General features: G+C 62.1%; 19 protein-coding genes. 13 read left to right on the top strand and 6 right to left on the bottom strand.

Annotated features, from left to right (window positions below; translation table 11 throughout):
• Positions 1–128 precede the first annotated feature (128 nt).
• From M1D87_RS11375 to M1D87_RS11390, 4 genes are all read right to left on the bottom strand, one after another.
• Complete coding sequence (locus M1D87_RS11375) at positions 129–449, bottom strand: hypothetical protein (protein ID WP_123084397.1); 321 nt, start codon at positions 447–449, stop codon at positions 129–131.
• Positions 450–594: 145 nt separating this feature from the next.
• Entirely contained in the window at positions 595–2436 is a 1842-nt protein-coding gene (locus M1D87_RS11380) for a potassium transporter Kup (RefSeq protein WP_123084396.1), read from the bottom strand.
• Positions 2437–2736: 300 nt separating this feature from the next.
• Positions 2737–3963, bottom strand: a complete 1227-nt coding sequence (locus tag M1D87_RS11385) for an MFS transporter (RefSeq protein WP_123084395.1) — start codon at positions 3961–3963, stop codon at positions 2737–2739.
• 346 nt (positions 3964–4309) lie between these two features.
• Entirely contained in the window at positions 4310–5185 is an 876-nt protein-coding gene (locus M1D87_RS11390; protein ID WP_123084394.1) for a universal stress protein, read from the bottom strand.
• A gap of 239 nt (positions 5186–5424) precedes the next feature.
• Between M1D87_RS11390 and M1D87_RS11395 the strand changes: the two genes are divergently transcribed.
• Positions 5425–5658, top strand: a complete 234-nt coding sequence (locus tag M1D87_RS11395) for a hypothetical protein (protein ID WP_123084393.1) — start codon at positions 5425–5427, stop codon at positions 5656–5658.
• A 101-nt stretch (positions 5659–5759) separates the two neighbouring features.
• Here the strand turns inward: M1D87_RS11395 and M1D87_RS11400 are convergent, their stop codons facing one another.
• Positions 5760–6137, bottom strand: coding sequence for a hypothetical protein (locus M1D87_RS11400; protein ID WP_024086821.1), 378 nt, complete (start codon positions 6135–6137; stop codon positions 5760–5762).
• A gap of 289 nt (positions 6138–6426) precedes the next feature.
• Here M1D87_RS11400 and pstS point away from each other — a divergent pair, with 289 nt between their 5' ends.
• From pstS to M1D87_RS11455, 11 genes are all read left to right on the top strand, one after another.
• On the top strand, positions 6427–7458 hold the full coding sequence (pstS, locus tag M1D87_RS11405; RefSeq protein WP_003259756.1) for a phosphate ABC transporter substrate-binding protein PstS: 1032 nt from the start codon (positions 6427–6429) through the stop codon (positions 7456–7458).
• Between the two features lie 72 nt (positions 7459–7530).
• Positions 7531–8496, top strand: coding sequence for a phosphate ABC transporter permease subunit PstC (gene pstC / locus M1D87_RS11410; protein WP_061302441.1), 966 nt, complete (start codon positions 7531–7533; stop codon positions 8494–8496).
• A complete protein-coding gene (pstA, locus tag M1D87_RS11415) occupies positions 8496–9389 on the top strand; it encodes a phosphate ABC transporter permease PstA (protein ID WP_023661149.1) in 894 nt (297 codons plus the stop codon). The genes pstC and pstA overlap by 1 nt, the downstream gene beginning before the upstream one ends.
• A 75-nt stretch (positions 9390–9464) precedes the next feature.
• Complete coding sequence (pstB, locus tag M1D87_RS11420; RefSeq protein WP_031324478.1) at positions 9465–10226, top strand: phosphate ABC transporter ATP-binding protein PstB; 762 nt, start codon at positions 9465–9467, stop codon at positions 10224–10226.
• 93 nt (positions 10227–10319) lie between these two features.
• The gene (locus M1D87_RS11425) at positions 10320–11018 is read left to right on the top strand and encodes a hypothetical protein (RefSeq protein ID WP_015270024.1); all 699 of its coding nucleotides are present in this window, start codon (positions 10320–10322) and stop codon (positions 11016–11018) included.
• The gene (locus tag M1D87_RS11430; protein ID WP_039613292.1) at positions 11018–11617 is read left to right on the top strand and encodes a hypothetical protein; all 600 of its coding nucleotides are present in this window, start codon (positions 11018–11020) and stop codon (positions 11615–11617) included. The genes M1D87_RS11425 and M1D87_RS11430 overlap by 1 nt, the downstream gene beginning before the upstream one ends.
• Before the next feature lie 159 nt (positions 11618–11776).
• Positions 11777–12331, top strand: a complete 555-nt coding sequence (locus M1D87_RS11435) for a helix-turn-helix domain-containing protein (protein WP_015270026.1) — start codon at positions 11777–11779, stop codon at positions 12329–12331.
• 27 nt (positions 12332–12358) lie between these two features.
• Positions 12359–13705 carry a glutamine synthetase family protein gene (locus M1D87_RS11440; RefSeq protein WP_123084392.1) on the top strand — a complete coding sequence of 449 codons (1347 nt, stop codon included), beginning with the start codon at positions 12359–12361 and terminating at the stop codon, positions 13703–13705.
• An 84-nt stretch (positions 13706–13789) separates the two neighbouring features.
• Positions 13790–14563, top strand: a complete 774-nt coding sequence (locus M1D87_RS11445; protein ID WP_015270028.1) for a gamma-glutamyl-gamma-aminobutyrate hydrolase family protein — start codon at positions 13790–13792, stop codon at positions 14561–14563.
• 69 nt (positions 14564–14632) lie between these two features.
• Positions 14633–15991 carry an aspartate aminotransferase family protein gene (locus tag M1D87_RS11450; protein ID WP_232880825.1) on the top strand — a complete coding sequence of 453 codons (1359 nt, stop codon included), beginning with the start codon at positions 14633–14635 and terminating at the stop codon, positions 15989–15991.
• A 253-nt stretch (positions 15992–16244) separates the two neighbouring features.
• The gene (locus tag M1D87_RS11455; protein WP_013972152.1) at positions 16245–16799 is read left to right on the top strand and encodes a helix-turn-helix domain-containing protein; all 555 of its coding nucleotides are present in this window, start codon (positions 16245–16247) and stop codon (positions 16797–16799) included.
• 26 nt (positions 16800–16825) lie between these two features.
• Here the strand turns inward: M1D87_RS11455 and M1D87_RS11460 are convergent, their stop codons facing one another.
• Entirely contained in the window at positions 16826–17596 is a 771-nt protein-coding gene (locus M1D87_RS11460; protein WP_123084390.1) for an SDR family NAD(P)-dependent oxidoreductase, read from the bottom strand.
• 159 nt (positions 17597–17755) lie between these two features.
• Here M1D87_RS11460 and M1D87_RS11465 point away from each other — a divergent pair, with 159 nt between their 5' ends.
• Positions 17756–18277, top strand: coding sequence for a chalcone isomerase family protein (locus M1D87_RS11465; RefSeq protein ID WP_054572907.1), 522 nt, complete (start codon positions 17756–17758; stop codon positions 18275–18277).
• The last annotated feature ends 33 nt before the right edge of the window (positions 18278–18310 follow it).

The raw sequence follows: 18310 nt of genomic DNA on the forward strand, positions 1-18310 counted from the left end.
TCCCACAGGGACCCATCAGCTGAAGGAATGCGCCGTACCTGTGGGAGCGGGTTTACCCGCGAACACCGGCGCAGCCGGTGCCATCCACCGCATCGCCCGGTTCGAGGGCACGCCATGTGCGCTTTCAGTTATCGATCGTGCTTCGAAGAGGAGCGCCCGGCCTTGTTGTGTTCCTTGGAATGGGCAATGCCGGACCGGGTAGTGCCACGGCCGTTGTCATCATTGCGCAGGCTTCCATAGTGATTGCCGCTCTCGCCATGGTTGCGGGTGGCTTTGCCTGCATGATCACTCTCGTAGCCGACGCCATTACCGTTGAACCCACCTTTGCCACCGCCATTGCCATTACCTTTGGCATATGCGGAACCAATCGGCGAGACATCGGCAGGCAACAATGCAGTTGCGCCGAGCGCCAGGGTACAGGTAAAGACCGCTACCAGGGTTTTTTTCATGTTTGTTCGCTTCCAGAAGGCGCAGGGGGGAGCTTGAGTGCGGATACGACATAAGGTTGCCTTTCAAGTTCCGCAGTGCGCAGCCGTTCGATGAAGCGGCTGCCAGGCGCTTTCAGTACCTGGCAGCCTCAAGCTTCATGACTGCTCAGATCTCGACCTGGGTGCCAAGCTCGATCACCCGGTTCAGCGGCAGCTTGAAGTACTTCAGGTTGCTGTTGGCATTCTTCAGCAGGAAGGCAAAAAGGTGCTCACGCCAGCGGGCCATGCCCATCTGCCTGCCTGCAATGACCGTCTCCCGGCTGAGGAAATAAGTGGTGCGCATGGGGCCGAACTCAAGGTCCGCACGCTGACAGCGGCTTAACGCCAACGGCACGTCGGGCTCCTCCATGAAGCCGAAATGCAGGCTCACGCGGAAGAAGCCGTCACCAAACTCCTCGACGTCAAAGCGCTTGCCAGCGTTGACCCGTGGCTCGTCCTCGAACACGACGGTCAACAGCACCACCTGTTCATGCAGTACCTGGTTATGCAGCAGGTTGTGCAGCAAGGCGTGAGGCACCGCCTCGGGCCTGGCGGACAGGAATACGGCAGTACCGCCCACGCGGTGAGGCGGTTGGGCCCTGAGGCTGGTAATGAACAGGTCCAGCGGCAGCGAACTTTCGTCCAGCCGCTCGACGATCATCCGTCGCCCGCGCTTCCAGGTAGTCATCAGGGTGAACAGTGCAAGGCCGGCAATCACCGGAAATGCACCGCCCTGGAGGATCTTCGGCGCATTGGCGGCGAAATACAGGCTGTCGACCAGCAGGAATGCCAGCAGCATCGGCACCGCCAGCCAGCGTGGTGCCTTCCACAGCAACAGCACCACTGCCGAAGCCAGCAGTGTGGTGATCAGCATGGTCCCGGTCACGGCTACGCCATAGGCGGCCGCAAGTGCCCCGGACGACTCGAAGCCGACCACCAGCAGCACCACGCCAACCATCAGTGCCCAGTTCACCATGCCGATGTAGATCTGCCCCTGTTCCTCGCTGGAGGTGTGCTGGATGAACATGCGCGGTACGTAGCCCAACTGGATGGCCTGGCGCGTCAGCGAGAACGCACCGGAAATCACGGCCTGGGACGCGATGATGGTGGCCAGCGTGGCCAGCCCGACCATGGGCAGCAGGGCCCATTCGGGCGCCAGCAGGTAAAACGGGTTGCGCACTGCCTGCGGGTCGCCGAGGATCAGTGCGCCCTGGCCGAAGTAGTTCAGTACCAGGCCGGGCAGCACCAGCAGGAACCAGGCCCGGGCGATGGGTTTGCGGCCGAAGTGCCCCATATCGGCGTAGAGCGCTTCGGCGCCGGTCAGCGCCAGCACCACCGCGCCCAGGATCGCCACGCCCATGCCCGGGTGCAGCACGAAGAACTTCACCGCCCAGAGCGGGTTGAGTGCCTGCAGCACCTCCGGGCGCTGGACGATGCCGTGCAGGCCCAGTGCACCCAGCACGACGAACCACAGCACCATGATCGGCCCGAAGAGGATGCCGATGCGCGCGGTGCCATGCTTCTGGATCAGGAACAGGGCCACCAGCACCACCACCGACAGTGGCACGACCCAATGCTCGATACCGTCGAAGGCCAGTTGCAGGCCCTCGACGGCCGATAGCACGGAAATCGCCGGCGTGATCATGCTGTCGCCGTAGAACAGCGCGGCGCCGAACAAGCCGAGCAGCACCAGTATCCTGCCCAGGCGCTGGTAGGGCGCCGCCGCCCGATGCGCCAGGGCGGTCAGGGCCATGATGCCACCTTCGCCCTGGTTGTCGGCACGCAGGATGAACAGTACGTACTTGAGCGATACCACCCAGAGCAACGACCAGAACACCAGCGACAGCACTCCGAGTACGCCAGCGGTGTTGGCCTGTACGCCATAGTGCCCGGCGAACACCTCCTTGAGGGTGTACAGCGGGCTGGTGCCGATGTCGCCATACACCACGCCGACAGCGGCGACGAGCATGCCGACAGGGTTGGACTTGGCGGGAAGGGATTGATTTGCGATGACGGTGGACTGGCTCACGAAAGGTTTCTCTGGACTGGCGGGTATAAATGCATGCCATCCCTGAGCATCGCGCGCCCAGTATTCCTTCTGTCTGCCGGCTCAGTCGTAAAAAGAGCGTAAAAAATCAGCCAGCGCCCCAATACCTGTCAGTAAGCAATTCGGGGCCGCTTTGCGTCCCGGCCAGCTCCCACAGGTACAGCGCAGACTTCAAGAGTTTACGTGGTCCCTGTGGGAGCTGGCCTGCCGGCGATGGGGTGGTCAGCCAGGTTGCGCCGCCAGGCTGTTGCTGACGTTACGCCCCAGCACCAGCACCGTAGCGAAACCGCAACCCACCAGGGCCGTGGCCAGGCTCAGCAACACCGAGCTGCCCAGCTGGTCGACGATCCGACCGCCGAAGAACGAGCCCAGTGCAATGATCACCTGAAACATGGCAACGAACAGCGGCATGCCACGTTCGACATCCTTGGGCGCGACGACGAACATCCAGATACTGGCGCAGGCCGGGAACGCGCCGAAGGCGAAGCCCCACAACCCGATCAGCATCGCGGCACCGGTCATGCCGGTGGCGAAGTGAGGGAACAGGGCAGTGCTGGTGCCGATCATCAGCGCTACCAGCAGCAGGGTGTGACGTACGCTGCGGTTGGCGGCGAAACCGGCGAAGATATTGCCGAATACCCCGGCCACGCCATAAAGCAGCAGCAACGAGCCAATGGTAGGCCCATCGAAGCCGGAGCTCTGCTTGAAGAAGGGGGCGACATAGGTGTACGCGGCAAAGTGCGCCAGGCCGATCAGCAACACGGCGATCAGGCCAACCCGCGCCTGTGGGTTGATGAACAGGGCCGGCAGGTCGCTGATGCGAATGGCTTTGTCCGGGTTGAGCCGCGGGAGCAACAGGATCTGCGCCAGCAGCACCGGTATGCCCAGTAGCGCGGTTATCAGGAAGGTCATGCGCCAGCCCATCAGGCCACTCAACCAGGTGCCCACCGGCACGCCCAGCACGGTGGCAAGGGTTACGCCGACCATGATGATCGAGGTGGCCTGGGCTACGCCCACGCCCTTTGGCGCCAGGCGGCCGCTGAGGGCAATGGCCGTTGCCCAGAAGCCGCCGATACTCACGCCCAGCAGCACGCGGCCGAACAGCAGCAGGTTGAAGTCACTGGCGTAGGCCACTAACGCGTTGGCGATGATCATGATCAGCGTCAGCCCGATCAGCAGGTAGCGACGGTCCAGAGCGCCAATGCCCACCGACAGTAGTGGGGCGGCGAGGGCGGCCATGATGCCGGGCAGGGTAACCATCAGGCCGGCGTGGCCTGCACTGATGCCAAGGTCGCTAGCGACATCGTTGAGTACGCCCACCGGCAGGAACTCGCTGGTCACCAGGGCGAAAGCGCCGACGGCGACTGAAAGGATCGCCAGCCACTGCTGGCTGACGCTTTGTTGATCATGTTCGGGGAGGCCACGAGGGGCCTGGCTGGCACTTGGCATGGTATTGGATTCCAAGAGAGGGATGTCGCCTGAAGCAGGCGCAAGGAGCGGGGGAAATTTGCCGGGGATTATAGGGGGCGGTTTCGCCTGGCCAACATGCGGGTCGCTCGATAGTAATCATCAGCGCAATCGATGAAACGCCTTGCGCAGAGCGCCCGCTGTTGGATGGGAGCGCAGAGAACAAATATCGCTCGTTTGAAGCGTCCATTGCAGGAGCAGCCTTGTGCTGCGAAGAGGCCGGTAGTGACAAAGCCTTTGTATTGCTTGTCCCGGCCTCTTCGCAGCACAAGGCTGCTCCTACAAAACCTCACTTAACCAATGAGTCGCTTGTCCGCGAAGGACAGGCCTATGGCGATACCAGCACATCGCACTGGGATTCGTTCAGCACATGCTTGGTGACGCTGCCTATCAGCAGCTCTTCAAGCGCGCTTTCCCCTTGCTTGCCAACCACGATCAGGTCGCATTCCAGTTCTTGTTCCTGCTCGGCAATCCGCCAGGCAGGGTCGCCATGCACCACGATTTGCCGAGCATCTGCCACTCCGGCGGTTTCGCTCAAGGCCGCGAGCTGCTGGACCGCATCCTTGCGGATGACATTGCGGTAGTGTGCAAGGGTGTCATGGTCGATGTGGGCGAAACGCATGCTGCCTTCGAACGGCGCTTCGTAAACATGCAACAGAATGATCTCGGCCTGTGGGGCAATGGCTTTTGCCAGTTCGATGGAGCGCAGTGACGAAGGCGAAAAATCAACTGCAACCAGCAAGGTCCGGTAGGCATCGCGTGGCGCCTGCTTGACCACCAGCAAAGGGCAGGGCATGCGGTTCAGCATCTTCTGCACCGTGGAGCCCGGCAGCAGGCGCCGCGCGACGCTCTGGCCCTTCGCCCCGCATACCAGCAGGTCGCTGCGTTTATCCTGCACCACACGGGTGATCTCCGTGGTCACCGAGCCGTGCGCGACCTGCACGCCAGCGGCGATGTCATGGCGCTGGAACAGCATTGCAGCCAGTGCGCGGATTTTTTCGCCAGCGGTATCCAGCACGCGCTTCAGCAGGTCGTCACCCGGTGCCACCAGCTGTTTCAGGCGCTCGAAGGGGGCCGGGTTGGCAACGTACAGCAGGTCCAGCGATGCCTGCTGCGCCTTGCTCAGGTGCGCAGCGCGCTCTGCCGCGTTGCGGGCGGAGGTGGACAGGTCGGTTGCTACCAGTACGTGGTTCAGGTGGCTCATGTGGGACTCCTTATCCTAGGCCGCGCACAGTGCTGGATGGCCTTGAGCACAATGCGCATGGCGGTTTTCGATTCGTTCCTTGCTGACAGCCATCGTCGCGCGAACCCGGCTCAGCGGCTTGACGTGCGTCAAGGGAGCACTTCGGCTGATAGGCTCGCAGGGCTATTGCGATTGTTTGCATGAGTCAACTTGATGCTTTCCCGTAGCAGTACTAATACTAAGAGACTGCCGGGAGGGGGATGATCATGCAGATGCGCTTTGTTGTGGTTCCCGCTGTGCCGCTCAAGAAAGAGATTTACCCGCGTAGTCTTGGCTTTTCCGCAACGTTAGGGGAGGGCTATGACCTTTATGACACACAGGAAAAGCTGCGCCTGACCCTCAACTACCCCACACGTGCCGAGGCGGAATTCGTATGCGCATCCCGCAACAGTTGCCGGGATGCCGACACGGCGGATATCGCCGGGAATGGTTGATGCTGTGGCGGACACCGGCGTAGCCGGTGCCATGCATCACATTGCGTTCTTCGCGGGCACGCCCGCTCCCACAGGGATTGCGCCCGGTTCAGGGCTTGCGGTCATGCGTGCTTGAGCGCTTCCACCAATTGTGCCTTGGTCATGGTGGAGCGCCCTTTGATGTTTTTGCTGCGCGCTTCCTTCATCAGGCTTTGCTTGCTCTGGGTTTCCAGGGAGCTGCCCGATGTGCGGGAATGACCTTGGCGCGACTTCGCCGCCCGTTTGGCCGAGTCCGAGCGGGCAGTTTTCTTCTCGCTGGAGGATGTAGCCTTACCCGAGCCACCTTTTTTCTCGCCTCCACCGGACTGTTTGTTCACGGTGGCCCAGGCCCGCGCTTCGGCCTGGTCTTTCGGCACGCCTTTGTGCTCGTAGCTTTCCTCGATATGTTCGGCCTTGCGCTTCTGCTTGTCGGTGTATTTGTCCTTGTCGCCGCGTGGCATGGCATTCACTCCCGTCTGGTTTACATGAGCGGTTGAATGCCGCGGCAACGCCAGAGTGCCCGGTAATCGACCAGCGGTGCCAGCAAACCGGTTGCCCACTCTAAACAGTCATTCAACCGACACATCGAAGCCGTAGGGTTCAGACAGGAACCGCTCCAGGGCTCTGGCCCCTGATGTTGCCGTGATGGCGCCGCCAGACGGCTCTACCGTGCGGCCTGCCATTCATCGGTCACAAAGCTGTAACATTGCTGCTGCAAAGTGTGCCGGCCATCACACGGAGCGCTTTTCGATGATACGCCTGATGAAATCTGCTGCACTCGCCGTTGCCGTTTCTCTTTGCGCCACTTCGGCATCCTTTGCCGCAGAGAACATCCGCCTGACCGGTTCCGGCGCAAGTTTCCCGGCACCGATCTACCTGACCTGGTTCAAGGCCTTCAGCAAGGAAACCGACGGTGTCACCGTTGACTACCAGTCCAAGGGGAGCGGGGCGGGTGTTCAGGACTTTCTGAACAAGACCGTCGACTTCGCCGCCAGCGACTCGGCAATGAAAGCCGAAGAAATCGCCAAGGTCGGCGAAGGCGTGCAGTTGCTGCCAATGACCGCCGGTGAAATCGTCCTGGCTTACAACCTGCCAGGCAACCCTAAAGGGCTGAAGCTGCCACGCGATGTGTACTCCAACATCTTCCTCGGCAAGATCACCCAGTGGAACGACCCGCAGATCGTCGCGGCCAACCCTGAGCTGAAACTGCCAGCCACCCCGATCACCGTGGTCGTGCGTGCCGACTCCAGCGGCACCACTGCGGTATTCACCAAGCACCTGTCGGCCATCAACGCTGACTTCAAGCAAGCGCTGGGTGAAGGCAACACCGTCAACTGGCCGGCCAGCGACAAGTTCATCAAGTCGCCGAAGAACGATGGCGTAACCGCCACCGTCCGCCAGACCCCAGGCGCCATCGGCTACATCGAATACGGCTTCGCCAAGCTGGCCAAGGTCGACTTCGCCCAGCTGCAGAACAAGGCCGGCCAATACGTAGTGCCGAACGCCGAGAGCGGTGCCGAGGCGCTGGCTGCGGTGAAGATGCCGGAGAACCTGGTGGCCTGGCTGCCTGACCCGGACGGTGCCAAGTCCTACCCGATCACCTCCTACACCTGGATGATCTTCCGCAAGGACAACGGTAACCCGGCCAAGGCCAAGGCCATGCGCGAAATGGTCGAATACAGCCTGACCGAAGGCCAGAAGATCGCCGACTCGATGGGCTACATCCCGCTGCCAGCGTCGGTTGTCGACCAGGTACGCAAAGCGTCCGCCAACATCCAGTAACACGCCCAGGCGCTCCCGGTGTGGTCTGGCGGCCATGCCGGGTGTGTTTGCCCTCTGTCCCGGAACTTGCCAATGAACACTCCTTTTGCCATCCCGGCTAACCCCGACTCCGCGTGCCAGCCACCGTCTGCGAAAGACTTCCTGGTCGATCGCACCTTCCGTGCGCTTGCACGCATCGGTGTGGTGCTGGTGCTGGCGCTGGTCTTCGCGCTGGTCTACGAAGTGGGCCGCAAGGCACTGCCAGGCATCGAGAAGCACGGTTTTGACGTGCTGTTCGGCAGTGTCTGGGACGTCAACCAAGGCAAGTACGGTATTCTGCCAGCGATCTGGGGCACGCTCTACAGCGCCCTGATCGCCCTGTTGATCGCCGGTTTCTTCGGCGTCAGCATGGCCATTTTCCTGACCCAGGACTTCCTCCCGGCCCGGCTGGCGGCGGTGTTTCGCACCATCGTCGAGCTGCTCGCTGCCATCCCCAGCGTCGTCTACGGCCTGTGGGGGATCTATGTGGTCATCCCGGCCATTCGCCCGCTGACCACCTGGCTGAACAGCGAGCTGGGCTGGATTCCCTTTTTCGGTACTTCCCTGAGCGGCCCAGGGCTGCTGCCTGCCGCGCTGGTGCTGGCGATCATGATTCTGCCGACCATCGCCGCCGTTTCGCAGGACGCCCTGACCAGCGTGCCGATGAAGACCAAGCAGGCCGCCTACGGCCTGGGCGCCACCCACTGGGAGGCCATTCTCAAGGTAATGGTGCCATCGGCAGCCACCGGCATCTTCGGTTCGCTGGTGCTCGGCCTGGGCCGTGCGCTGGGTGAAACCATGGCGCTGGCCATGCTGGTGGGCAATGCCAACAACATTTCCCTGTCCCTGTTCGCCCCGGCCAACACGCTGGCGGCCTTGCTGGCGCTGAACTTCCCGGAGGCCGGCCCGAACGAGATCGAGGTGCTGATGTACGCGGCACTGGTACTGATGTTCATCACCCTGCTGGTGAACGTGCTCGGCTCGATGATCATGCTCTACGCCCAGCGGGGTAACAAATGATGACCAACCTCACCACCCCTGCAAACGCGTTGCCCAGCCTGCAGCGCAAGCTGGAAGGCCGTTCCCTGCGCAGCCTGTTGTTGACCACGCTGGCATGGTTCGCGGCACTGGTGGCCAGCGTGCCGCTGATCTCCGTGCTGTACATGCTGATCACTCGCGGTGGCGCACGCCTCAACCTGGAGGTGTTCACCGAGCTGCCACCCACCGGTTTCGAGATGGGCGGGGGCTTTGGCAACGCCATGGCCGGTACTTTCGTCATGGTCGGCATTGCTGCTGCCATCGCCGTCCCGGTCGGTATCCTGGCCGCGGTGTTCCTGGCCGAACTCGGCCCGGACAGCAAGCTGGCCAACGCCGCGCGCTTCGCCGCCAAGATGCTCACCGGCTTGCCGTCGATCCTGGCTGGCGTATTCGCCTATGCCCTGGTGGTGATGACCACCGGCACCTACTCCGCGCCGGCAGGTGGTGTGGCCCTGGCGGTACTGATGCTGCCCATCGTCGTGCTGACTGCTGAAGAGTCGATGAAGATGGTGCCCAAGATCATGAAGGATGCCGCCTACGGCATGGGCTGCACCCGTGCCCAGGTGATCTGGAAAATCGTCCTGCCCACCGGCCTGCCGGCCATCCTGACCGGCGTCATGCTGGCCGTGGCCCGTGCCGCCGGCGAGACCGCGCCGCTGCTGTTCACCGCGCTGTTCAGCAACTACTGGATCCTGCATGACGGCGACCTGGCGGTCATGAACCCGACGGCCTCGCTGGCTGTACTGATCTACAACTTCTCCGGCATGCCATTCGACAACCAGCTCGAGCTCGCCTGGGCGGCCTCGCTGGTACTGGTGATGATCGTGCTGGTAATCAACATTCTGAGCCGAGTATTCGGCAAGCCCAAGTATTGAGAAAGGGAGCATCCGACCTTGAACGTATCCACTGCGCCAAAAGCCGCTCCCGTGGTCAGCGAAGCCCCCATCGTCATGGACTGCAAGCTGGACAAGATCTTCTACGGCAATTTCATGGCCGTTCGCGACAGCCATGTGCCGATCCGCAAGAACGAGATCACCGGTTTCATCGGGCCGTCTGGCTGCGGCAAGAGTACCGTCCTGCGTAGCCTCAACCGCATGAACGACCTGGTGAAGGGCTTCCGTTTCGAAGGCCATGTGCACTTCCTGGGCCAGGACGTCTACGGCAAGGGCGTCGACCCTGTGGTGGTGCGCCGCTACATCGGCATGGTGTTCCAGCAGCCCAACCCGTTCTCCATGAGCATCTTCGACAACGTCGCCTTCGGCCTGCGCCTGAACCGCTACAAGGGCGACATCGGTGACCGCGTCAAGCACGCGCTGCAGGGCGCCGCGCTGTGGGACGAGGTGAAGGACAAGCTCAAGGTCAGCGGCCTGGCCCTGTCCGGTGGCCAGCAACAGCGTCTGTGCATCGCCCGCGCCATCGCCACCGAGCCGGAAGTGCTGCTGCTGGACGAACCCTGCTCGGCACTCGACCCGATTGCCACCCGCCGGGTGGAGGAGCTGATGGTCGAGTTGAAGAAGGACTACACCATCGCCCTGGTGACCCACAACATGCAGCAGGCGATTCGTGTGGCCGACACCACCGCGTTCTTCTCGGTCGATATCTCCAAGGGCACCCGTACCGGTTACCTGGTCGAGATGGGCCCGACCACGCAGATTTTCCAGAACCCGCGTGAGCAGCTGACCGCCGACTACATCAGCGGCAAGTTCAGCTGAGGCCGCAGGTGCCAAGGTGGCCGGGTGTTGCAGTCAGGAAGGCTGCAACACCCGGCCGCATTACCTTCCGTCAAGTGTTACCAGGGATTTCCAATGCCAGCGACGCGTCGTCTTGATCTGCCAGCGGTAGAGCGCGCACTGCGTGAGGTGCAGGCCCGCTTTGCCGAACTCAGCCAGCATTTCACCGAACCGCGCGATCCGTTTACCGACGAGGTGCTGCTGAATGTGGTTGAAGGCTATGCCCTGATTGACGACTATGTCGCCCGGGGTGTCGACCTTTTCGACCTTCAGCAACTGAACCTGATGCTGGAGATCAATGCCACCGTGCTGTGCGGCAGCGACCCGGCACGCAGGCTGGAGTTTGCCCCGCACCTGGCGGCGACCGAGGCGCACTTTTTCAACAACGTGGAGGGCGGCATCAAGGACCTCTACAACTGGTATTGCTCGTACGGCAGCGATTCGATCTGGAAGCGCGCGGCGGGTGTCTACGTTCGAATTCTCAGCAAGCCGCAGCTGTTCATCGAAGGCAACAACCGCACAGGGTCGCTCATTGTCAGCTACCTGCTGATGCGCGCGGGGTTACCGCCATTCGTGTTGTCGCTGGACAATGCCGAGGGTTACTTCAACCCATCCTCGGTCATACGCAACTCTGCCAAGCATGGTGTCAAGGCTTTGTACGAACTACCCAAGATCAAGAAAAAGTATGCAGCTTTCCTTGAAGCGCACGCGCCTGAGCCCGGCAAGTTCTTCCTGGGCGTCACATCCATGCCTGCGCGCGAGAGGTGCCGCTGATGCAAAGCTCTTCTCTGTTCCAACGCGGGCGGCAAGCCATCGAGCGCACGTTCAACCGCCCGCAGATACGCATTTCGTTCGATATCGACGACACGCTCGCCTGCCAGGCCGACCATGCCGCCGCCGAGGACAGCAAGCTGCCGGCGTTCGTCCACCGCTGGTTGGGTGAACCCCTGCGCAGTGGCACGCGCTCGCTGATCCGCGACCTGCGCCGCCAGGGCTGCAGCATCTGGATCTACACCTCGTCGGGGCGCACGCCGTCCTACATCCGCCGTTGGTTGATGCTCTACGGTATCCGCGTCGATGGCGTGGTCAACAGTGACCGGCACCAGCATATCCTGGCCGTGAACGGGCTTGAGAATGCGCCTTCCAAGTTGCCGTCGGCTTTCGATATCGACCTGCATGTCGATGATTCCGAGGGCGTGCGGCTGGAAGGCGTCGACCACGGTTTTCGCGTGGTGGTGGTGTGCCCCAAGGATGAGAACTGGGCGCAGAAAGTGATGGATGCGGCGGTCGATGTCCAGGCACAGCTGGCCTGGCAGCAACCGCACCGCTATGAAATGCCGGTACGGCAGCGTTCGCAGGCCCTCGCTTCCTGAGGGCTTCAAGGTACTTTTCTCGTTACGCCTCTTCGCTACTTGTTGCCCCCCACACCTCCATTCGCGGCTTCCCATTTTCAGCTTCGGCTTGACTCGTGAAATTTTTCATGTAATTTTTCATGAAAAATAACTCTAAAAATTTCACGGCAGTCTCAAACGATGAAGATGCACGAAGAGGTTGAAGCCCTCGCGATCCTTATTCACGACCTGCGCAAATTCAAGAACCTGACCCTGGGCGAACTGGCCGAGCGCATCAACCGCTCGGTGGGCTTCCTGTCCCAGGTCGAGCGCGGTGTTTCGCGCCCTACCGTGGCCGATCTCACCGCCATCAGTGAAGCGCTCGGCGTATCCACCGCGTACTTCTACAACCTGAGCAAGCCCCGCAGCGTCAGCTGGGTCACGCGCCCCCACGAGCGGCGCACGCTGTACCTCGAGTCGGGCATCACCGATGTGCTGGCTTCGCCCACCATCGGCGGCGCGTTCTCCATGCTCGACAGCCATCTCGAGCCAGGCGCCAGCAGTGGCGAGCTGTACCTGACCGACCGTTCCGAGCAGGGCTGTTTCGTGCTCGAAGGCGAACTCACGGTCTGGCTGGACCACGGCGACGCCGTGACCCTGCAGGCCAACGACTGCTTCCAGCTGCACCCCCACGCGCAGTTCCGTTACGCCAACCTGACGGAAAAAGCCACCCGCGTGCTCTGGGTCTTCAACTGAATTCGTTCACCTCACAAGGACAAGAAGATGAGTGTCGTCTTTCCGGATCTGCTGACTGAAGTGCGCTCGTTCCGAGCGAAACACCCAGAAATACGTTATGTCGACCTGATTGCGCTGGATATTCCCGGGCACTTCTACGGCAAGCGCTACCCCATGGACATGCTGGAAAAAGTCGCAGCCGGCGCGCCGCTGAAGTTGCCGCAGAACTGCGTGCTGCTGGGCACCCAGGGGGGGCTCTATCCAATCGGTGACTACTGCTTCGCCGATGGCGACCCGGATGCCGCCCGCCGCCTGGTGCCGGGTACCCTCAGGCCGGTGCGCTGGGAAAAGGAACCGATCGCGCAGATGCTCATCACCTCCGACGGCACCGCCAACCCCATCGAGTTCGAGCCCCGTGAAGTGCTGGCCCGGGTGATCCAGCGCCTGGCCAGGCGCGGCATTCGCCCGGTGGTGGCCTTCGAGCTGGAGTTCTACCTGTTCGACCGCAAGCTCGATAACGGCCTGCCACAGTACCCACGCGACAAGGCGACCGACGATCACGACGACCAGCCGAACATGCACATCGAGCGGCTGTCGCGCTTTGCACCGGTGCTGCACGAGATGGTCGATGGCGCCAACGAGCAGGGCGTGCCGGCGAACGTGATCACCGCGGAGCTGGGCCCCGGCCAGTTCGAGATCAACTTCTCGCACAGCGACGATGCCATGAGCGCGGCGGACTGGTCGGCGCTGTTCTGCCGCAGTACCCGCGGGATCGCGATGAAGCACGGCTACCGAGCCAGTTTCATGAGCAAGCCGTACCTCGATGCGCCGGGCAGCGGCATGCATGTGCACGTCAGCCTGTACGACAACGCCGGCAGCAACATCCTCGCCGGCGATGACCAGCGCAAGCTGCGCCATGCGGTGGCAGGGTGCCTGGAGTTGCTGCCCCACTGCATGCCGATCTTCGCCCCGAACCACAATGCCTACCGCCGTTACGGCGCCATGGTAAACGCGGCGAGCAAGGCCAGCTGGGGTTTCGAAGATCGCGATGCGTGTATTCGCATCCCCGAGTCCGACCCCCGCAACCTGCGCATCGAACACCGCCTCGCCGGTGCCGATGCCAACCCGTACCTGGTGCTGGCGGCCATCCTGACCGGGATGGAGCATGGCCTGGAGCGTGGCGTCGAGCCCATTGCCCCGCTGAACGACAACCGCCAGAGCGGCATCGAGTTCCCCAAGGATGCCTTCAGTGCCCTGGCCGCCATGCGTCACCACCCGGAGGTGAACGAGGGCCTGGGCAGTGAATTCGTGATGGTCTACTGCGAAAACAAATACCAGGAGCAACTGGACTTCATGCGCCACATCGATGCCCGCGAATACCGCTGGTTCCTGTAGGTGCCGGGGTCGGGACAGCGCCGCTGCACCCTGCCTTTCTACCGTTTCAATACAACGCGCAATATGGATTTGCCGGAGGAAGATATGCCACGTGTGCCCGTTATCGGCATTACCGCATGCACCAGCATGATCGAGCTGCATGCAACCCAGACCATCAGCGAGAAGTACGCGCGCGCGGCGGCCAAGGCAGCGTGTGGGCTGCCCATCGTGATACCCAGCCTCGCAGACCTGATGGACAGCGCCGATATTCTCGACGTGGTGGATGGGCTGATCTTCACCGGTTCGCCGTCCAACATCGAACCGTTCCACTACAACGGACCGGCCAGTGCAGCGGGCACCCATCACGATCCGCTGCGTGATGCCACCACACTGCCACTGATGCGTGCGGCCATCGCCGCCGGAGTGCCGGTGCTGGGCATCTGCCGTGGTTTCCAGGAAATGAACGTGGCGCTGGGTGGCACCTTGCACCAGAAAGTGCATGAGACCGGCATGTTCATGGACCACCGCGAAAGCAAGGGTGAGCCCATCGAAAAGCAATACGGCCCGCGTCACGCCCTGCATATAGAGCCCGGCGGCATGCTCGACCGCATGGGTTTGCCGGCGGTCATCGATGTCAATTCCATCCACGGCCAGGGTATCGATGTACTGGCCCCCGGGCTGAGGGTGGAGGCGCTGGCGCCCGATGGCCTGGTGGAAGCTGTTTCGGTCGAGAACAGCAAAGGCTTTGCCCTGGCCGTGCAATGGCACCCCGAGTACCAGGTCATGGACAACCCGCATTACCTGACCATCTTCCAGTCCTTTGGCAAGGCCTGCCGGCATCGCTCGGTACTGCGCCAGATGCTGTTGAAGACCGCCTGACAGCGATCTTTCCCAATTACAAAAAAGTACCTGTGCAGCACGGCTGCGCAACTTGATGGAGTGAAGTCAATGAGTGAGCAGAATTCGCAGACCCTTGCCTGGCAAGCCATGAGCCGCGACCACCACCTGGCCCCGTTCAGCGATGTTCGGCAGCTGGCCGAGAAAGGCCCGCGCATCATCACCTCGGCCAAAGGTGTGTACCTCTGGGACAGCGAGGGCCACAAGATTCTCGATGGCATGGCGGGCCTGTGGTGCGTGGCGGTGGGCTATGGGCGCGATGAGCTGGCCGACGTCGCCAGCCAGCAGATGAAGCAGCTGCCGTACTACAACCTGTTCTTCCAGACCGCGCACCCGCCCGCGCTGGAACTGGCCAAGGCGATCGCCGATGTGGCCCCGCAAGGCATGACTCACGTGTTCTTCACCGGCTCTGGCTCCGAAGGCAACGACACCGTGCTGCGCATGGTCCGCCGTTACTGGGCGCTCAAGGGCCAGAAGAACAAGAAGGTCATCATCGGCCGCATCAACGGTTACCACGGCTCCACCGTGGCCGGCGCGGGCCTGGGCGGCATGAGCGGCATGCACCAGCAGGGCGGGCTGATCCCGGATATCGTGCATATCCCGCAGCCATACTGGTATGGCGAAGGCGGCGACATGACCGAGGCCGACTTCGGCGTGTGGGCGGCCGAACAGCTGGAGAAAAAGATCCTCGAAGTTGGCGTGGACAACGTTGCCGCCTTCATCGCCGAACCGATCCAGGGTGCTGGCGGGGTGATCATTCCACCGCAGACCTACTGGCCGAAGATCAAGCAGATCCTGGCCAGGTACGACATCCTCTTTGTCGCTGACGAAGTGATCTGCGGCTTCGGCCGTACAGGCGAGTGGTTCGGTAGCGACTACTACGACCTCAAGCCCGACCTGATGACCATCGCCAAGGGCCTTACCTCCGGCTATATCCCCATGGGCGGCGTGATCGTGCGAGATGAAGTGGCCAAAGTCATCAGCGAAGGCGGCGACTTCAACCACGGCTTCACCTATTCCGGCCACCCGGTGGCGGCTGCGGTCGGCCTTGAGAACCTGCGGATCCTGCGTGACGAAAAGATCATCGAGCAGGTGCACGACAAGACCGCGCCTTACCTGCAACAACGCCTGCGCGAGCTGGCTGACCACCCGCTGGTAGGCGAGGTACGCGGCCTGGGCATGCTCGGTGCGATCGAGCTGGTGAAGGACAAGGCCACCCGCGCGCGCTATGAAGGCAAAGGTGTCGGCATGATCTGTCGCCAGCACTGCTTCGACAACGGCCTGATCATGCGTGCCGTGGGCGACACCATGATCATCGCGCCGCCGCTGGTGATCAGCATCGAGGAGATCGACGAACTGGTGGAAAAAGCCCGCAAGTGTCTGGACCTGACGTACGAGGCTGTTCGCTGAGCGTCTGGGTCTGATACCTGTAGGAGCGGGTTTACCCGCGAAGCAGGCGCCGCGGTGGATGGCACGGACTTCGTCCGTGTTCGCGGGTAAACCCGCTCCCACAGGGATCGCACCAACTTCTAGAGTCTGGGCTAGAAAGTCGCAGGCATATCGTCGCTGGCATCTTGCAATGCCGCGAAGCATCTTGCTTTGTGAAATGAATCATGTACTTTTCAGGGCATCAATTTTCCCATCCGAAAGTCGCGATTCAACCATGAAAGTGCACGAAGAGATCGAAGGCCTGGCCGTACTGATTCGCGACCTGCGCAAGTTCAAGGGCCTGACACTGGGCGAACTGGCGCAGCGCATCGGCCGTTCGGTGGGCTTTCTGTCCCAGGTCGAACGGGGCGTATCCCGCCCAACCGTGGCCGACCTCACGGCTATCAGCGAAGAGCTCGGCGTCTCCACGGCCTATTTCTACAAGCTGGACCAGCCCCGCGAGCTCGACTGGGTCACCCGTCCTCACGAGCGTCGTACCCTTCACCTGGCCGGTGGCATCACCGATGTGCTGGCATCCCCCACGATAACGGGCGCGTTCTCCATGCTCGACAGCCACCTGGAGCCGGGGGCCAGCAGTGGCGAGGAGTACCTGGATGACAGCTCGGAGCAGGGCTGCTTCGTGCTCGAAGGCGAACTGACCGTCTGGCTGGATGGCGGCGAGCCGGTAACGCTGCGCGCCAATGACAGTTTTCAGCTGCAACCCCACGCGAGCTTTCGTTACGCCAACCTGACAGACAAGCTCACCCGCGTGCTCTGGGTATTCAGCTGAGAGGGGAAGCCAGGCTGGCTCTGGAGTCACCAGGCAATCGGTGTCCCGTCCCACGCCCAGAATGTACCGCTCTGTTCCGGGCCGTGTCGGCTCACCAGCGCTAGAATGCATGTCGCTGCAAACGCCGGCGAGAACAGTTTTCCTGGCGCCACATTGCCCTGAAAGGGTTGGGAAAGGCGGGTGTCGGTGGTCCCGGGATGCAGCAACAGTACCGTGGAAGCGGGGTTCAGTCGCTTGAGCTCGATGCTCGCGGTACGCATAAGCTGGTTGAGCGCGGCCTTGCTGGCGCGATAGCTGTACCACCCGCCAAGATGATTGTCGCTGATCGACCCGACCCGCGCCGACAGCGCCACATAGGTCATCGGTTGCTGTCGCAACAAGGGCAGCAAGTGCCTGAGCAGCAGGACAGGGGCGAAACAGTTGGTCGTGAAGCTGGCCAGCAGCCCCGCCATATCTACCTGTGTCAGCGCTTTTTCGGCCCGTGCGGGTGGCGCTTGCAGCACGCCAAGCGTGCAAAATACCAGGTTCAAGTGGTTGCAGCAGGCGCCCACCCGCGCCGCCAGTGTTTGCAGTGCCACTTCGGAACACGCGTCGCAGTCGATGCGAACCAACTGTCGTGGGTGCTCGGCGAACAAAGCATCCAGCGCAGGGCTGCTGGTGGCATGTCGCGAGACGGCAAACACCCATCCGATGTCGTCGCGCGCCAGCAGCTGGGTGCACAGTGCAAGGCCGATCCCCTGGCTGGCTCCGCAGACCAGCACGTTGGCGGGGGTATGAAGGTCATTGACAAGGCTCATTGAACTGCCTCCTTTGCCGGCCCCGACGCAGGTATGCCACTGTCACTGGCTCTGCCGAAACAAGGCCCTGAGACCCGCAAGTAAAAGTTGTACAACCTCATAAAAAATTGTACATAGTTTCTAATATTGTACAGGTATTTTCACGTGCTCGAGGTCAGTATGGGGCACACAACTCGTTGGGCCTGGCTTTGCCTGCTATTGACTGCCCTGTCGGAGGCGGCGGACTGGCGAGCGGAGCTGCCGGCAGCGCAACGGCTGGGCGTCGGTGAGTTCAGCTGGTTTGGCTTGCGCCTTTACACCGCACAGCTCTGGGCGGCAGGTCCGGTCCAGGACTGGAGCCGGCCTTTTGCCCTTGAGCTGGCCTATCACCGAAGCCTGTCCAGGGACACGCTGGTACAGGCCAGCCTCGAGGAAATGTACCGCCTGGCACCTGAAAACCTGACGCCGCAGCGGCGCGCGGCGTGGTCCCAGGCCATGCAGCAGGCGTTTGTGGATGTACGGCCAGGCATGCGCATCACCGGCTTGTACATGCCGGGGCAGGGCTGCCGCTTCTACGTCGATGGCAAACTCAGCCGGGCGGTCGCCGACCCCGTTTTTGCACGGGCGTTCTTCGCCATCTGGCTCGATCCGCGGGCCAGGGATCAACAACTGCGTCAGCGTCTGCTGGGGGGCATGCCATGAATCTGCATAGCGGTAACGCTGACCAGCCAGGGG

Source organism: Pseudomonas sp. SA233 (genome assembly GCF_054792385.1).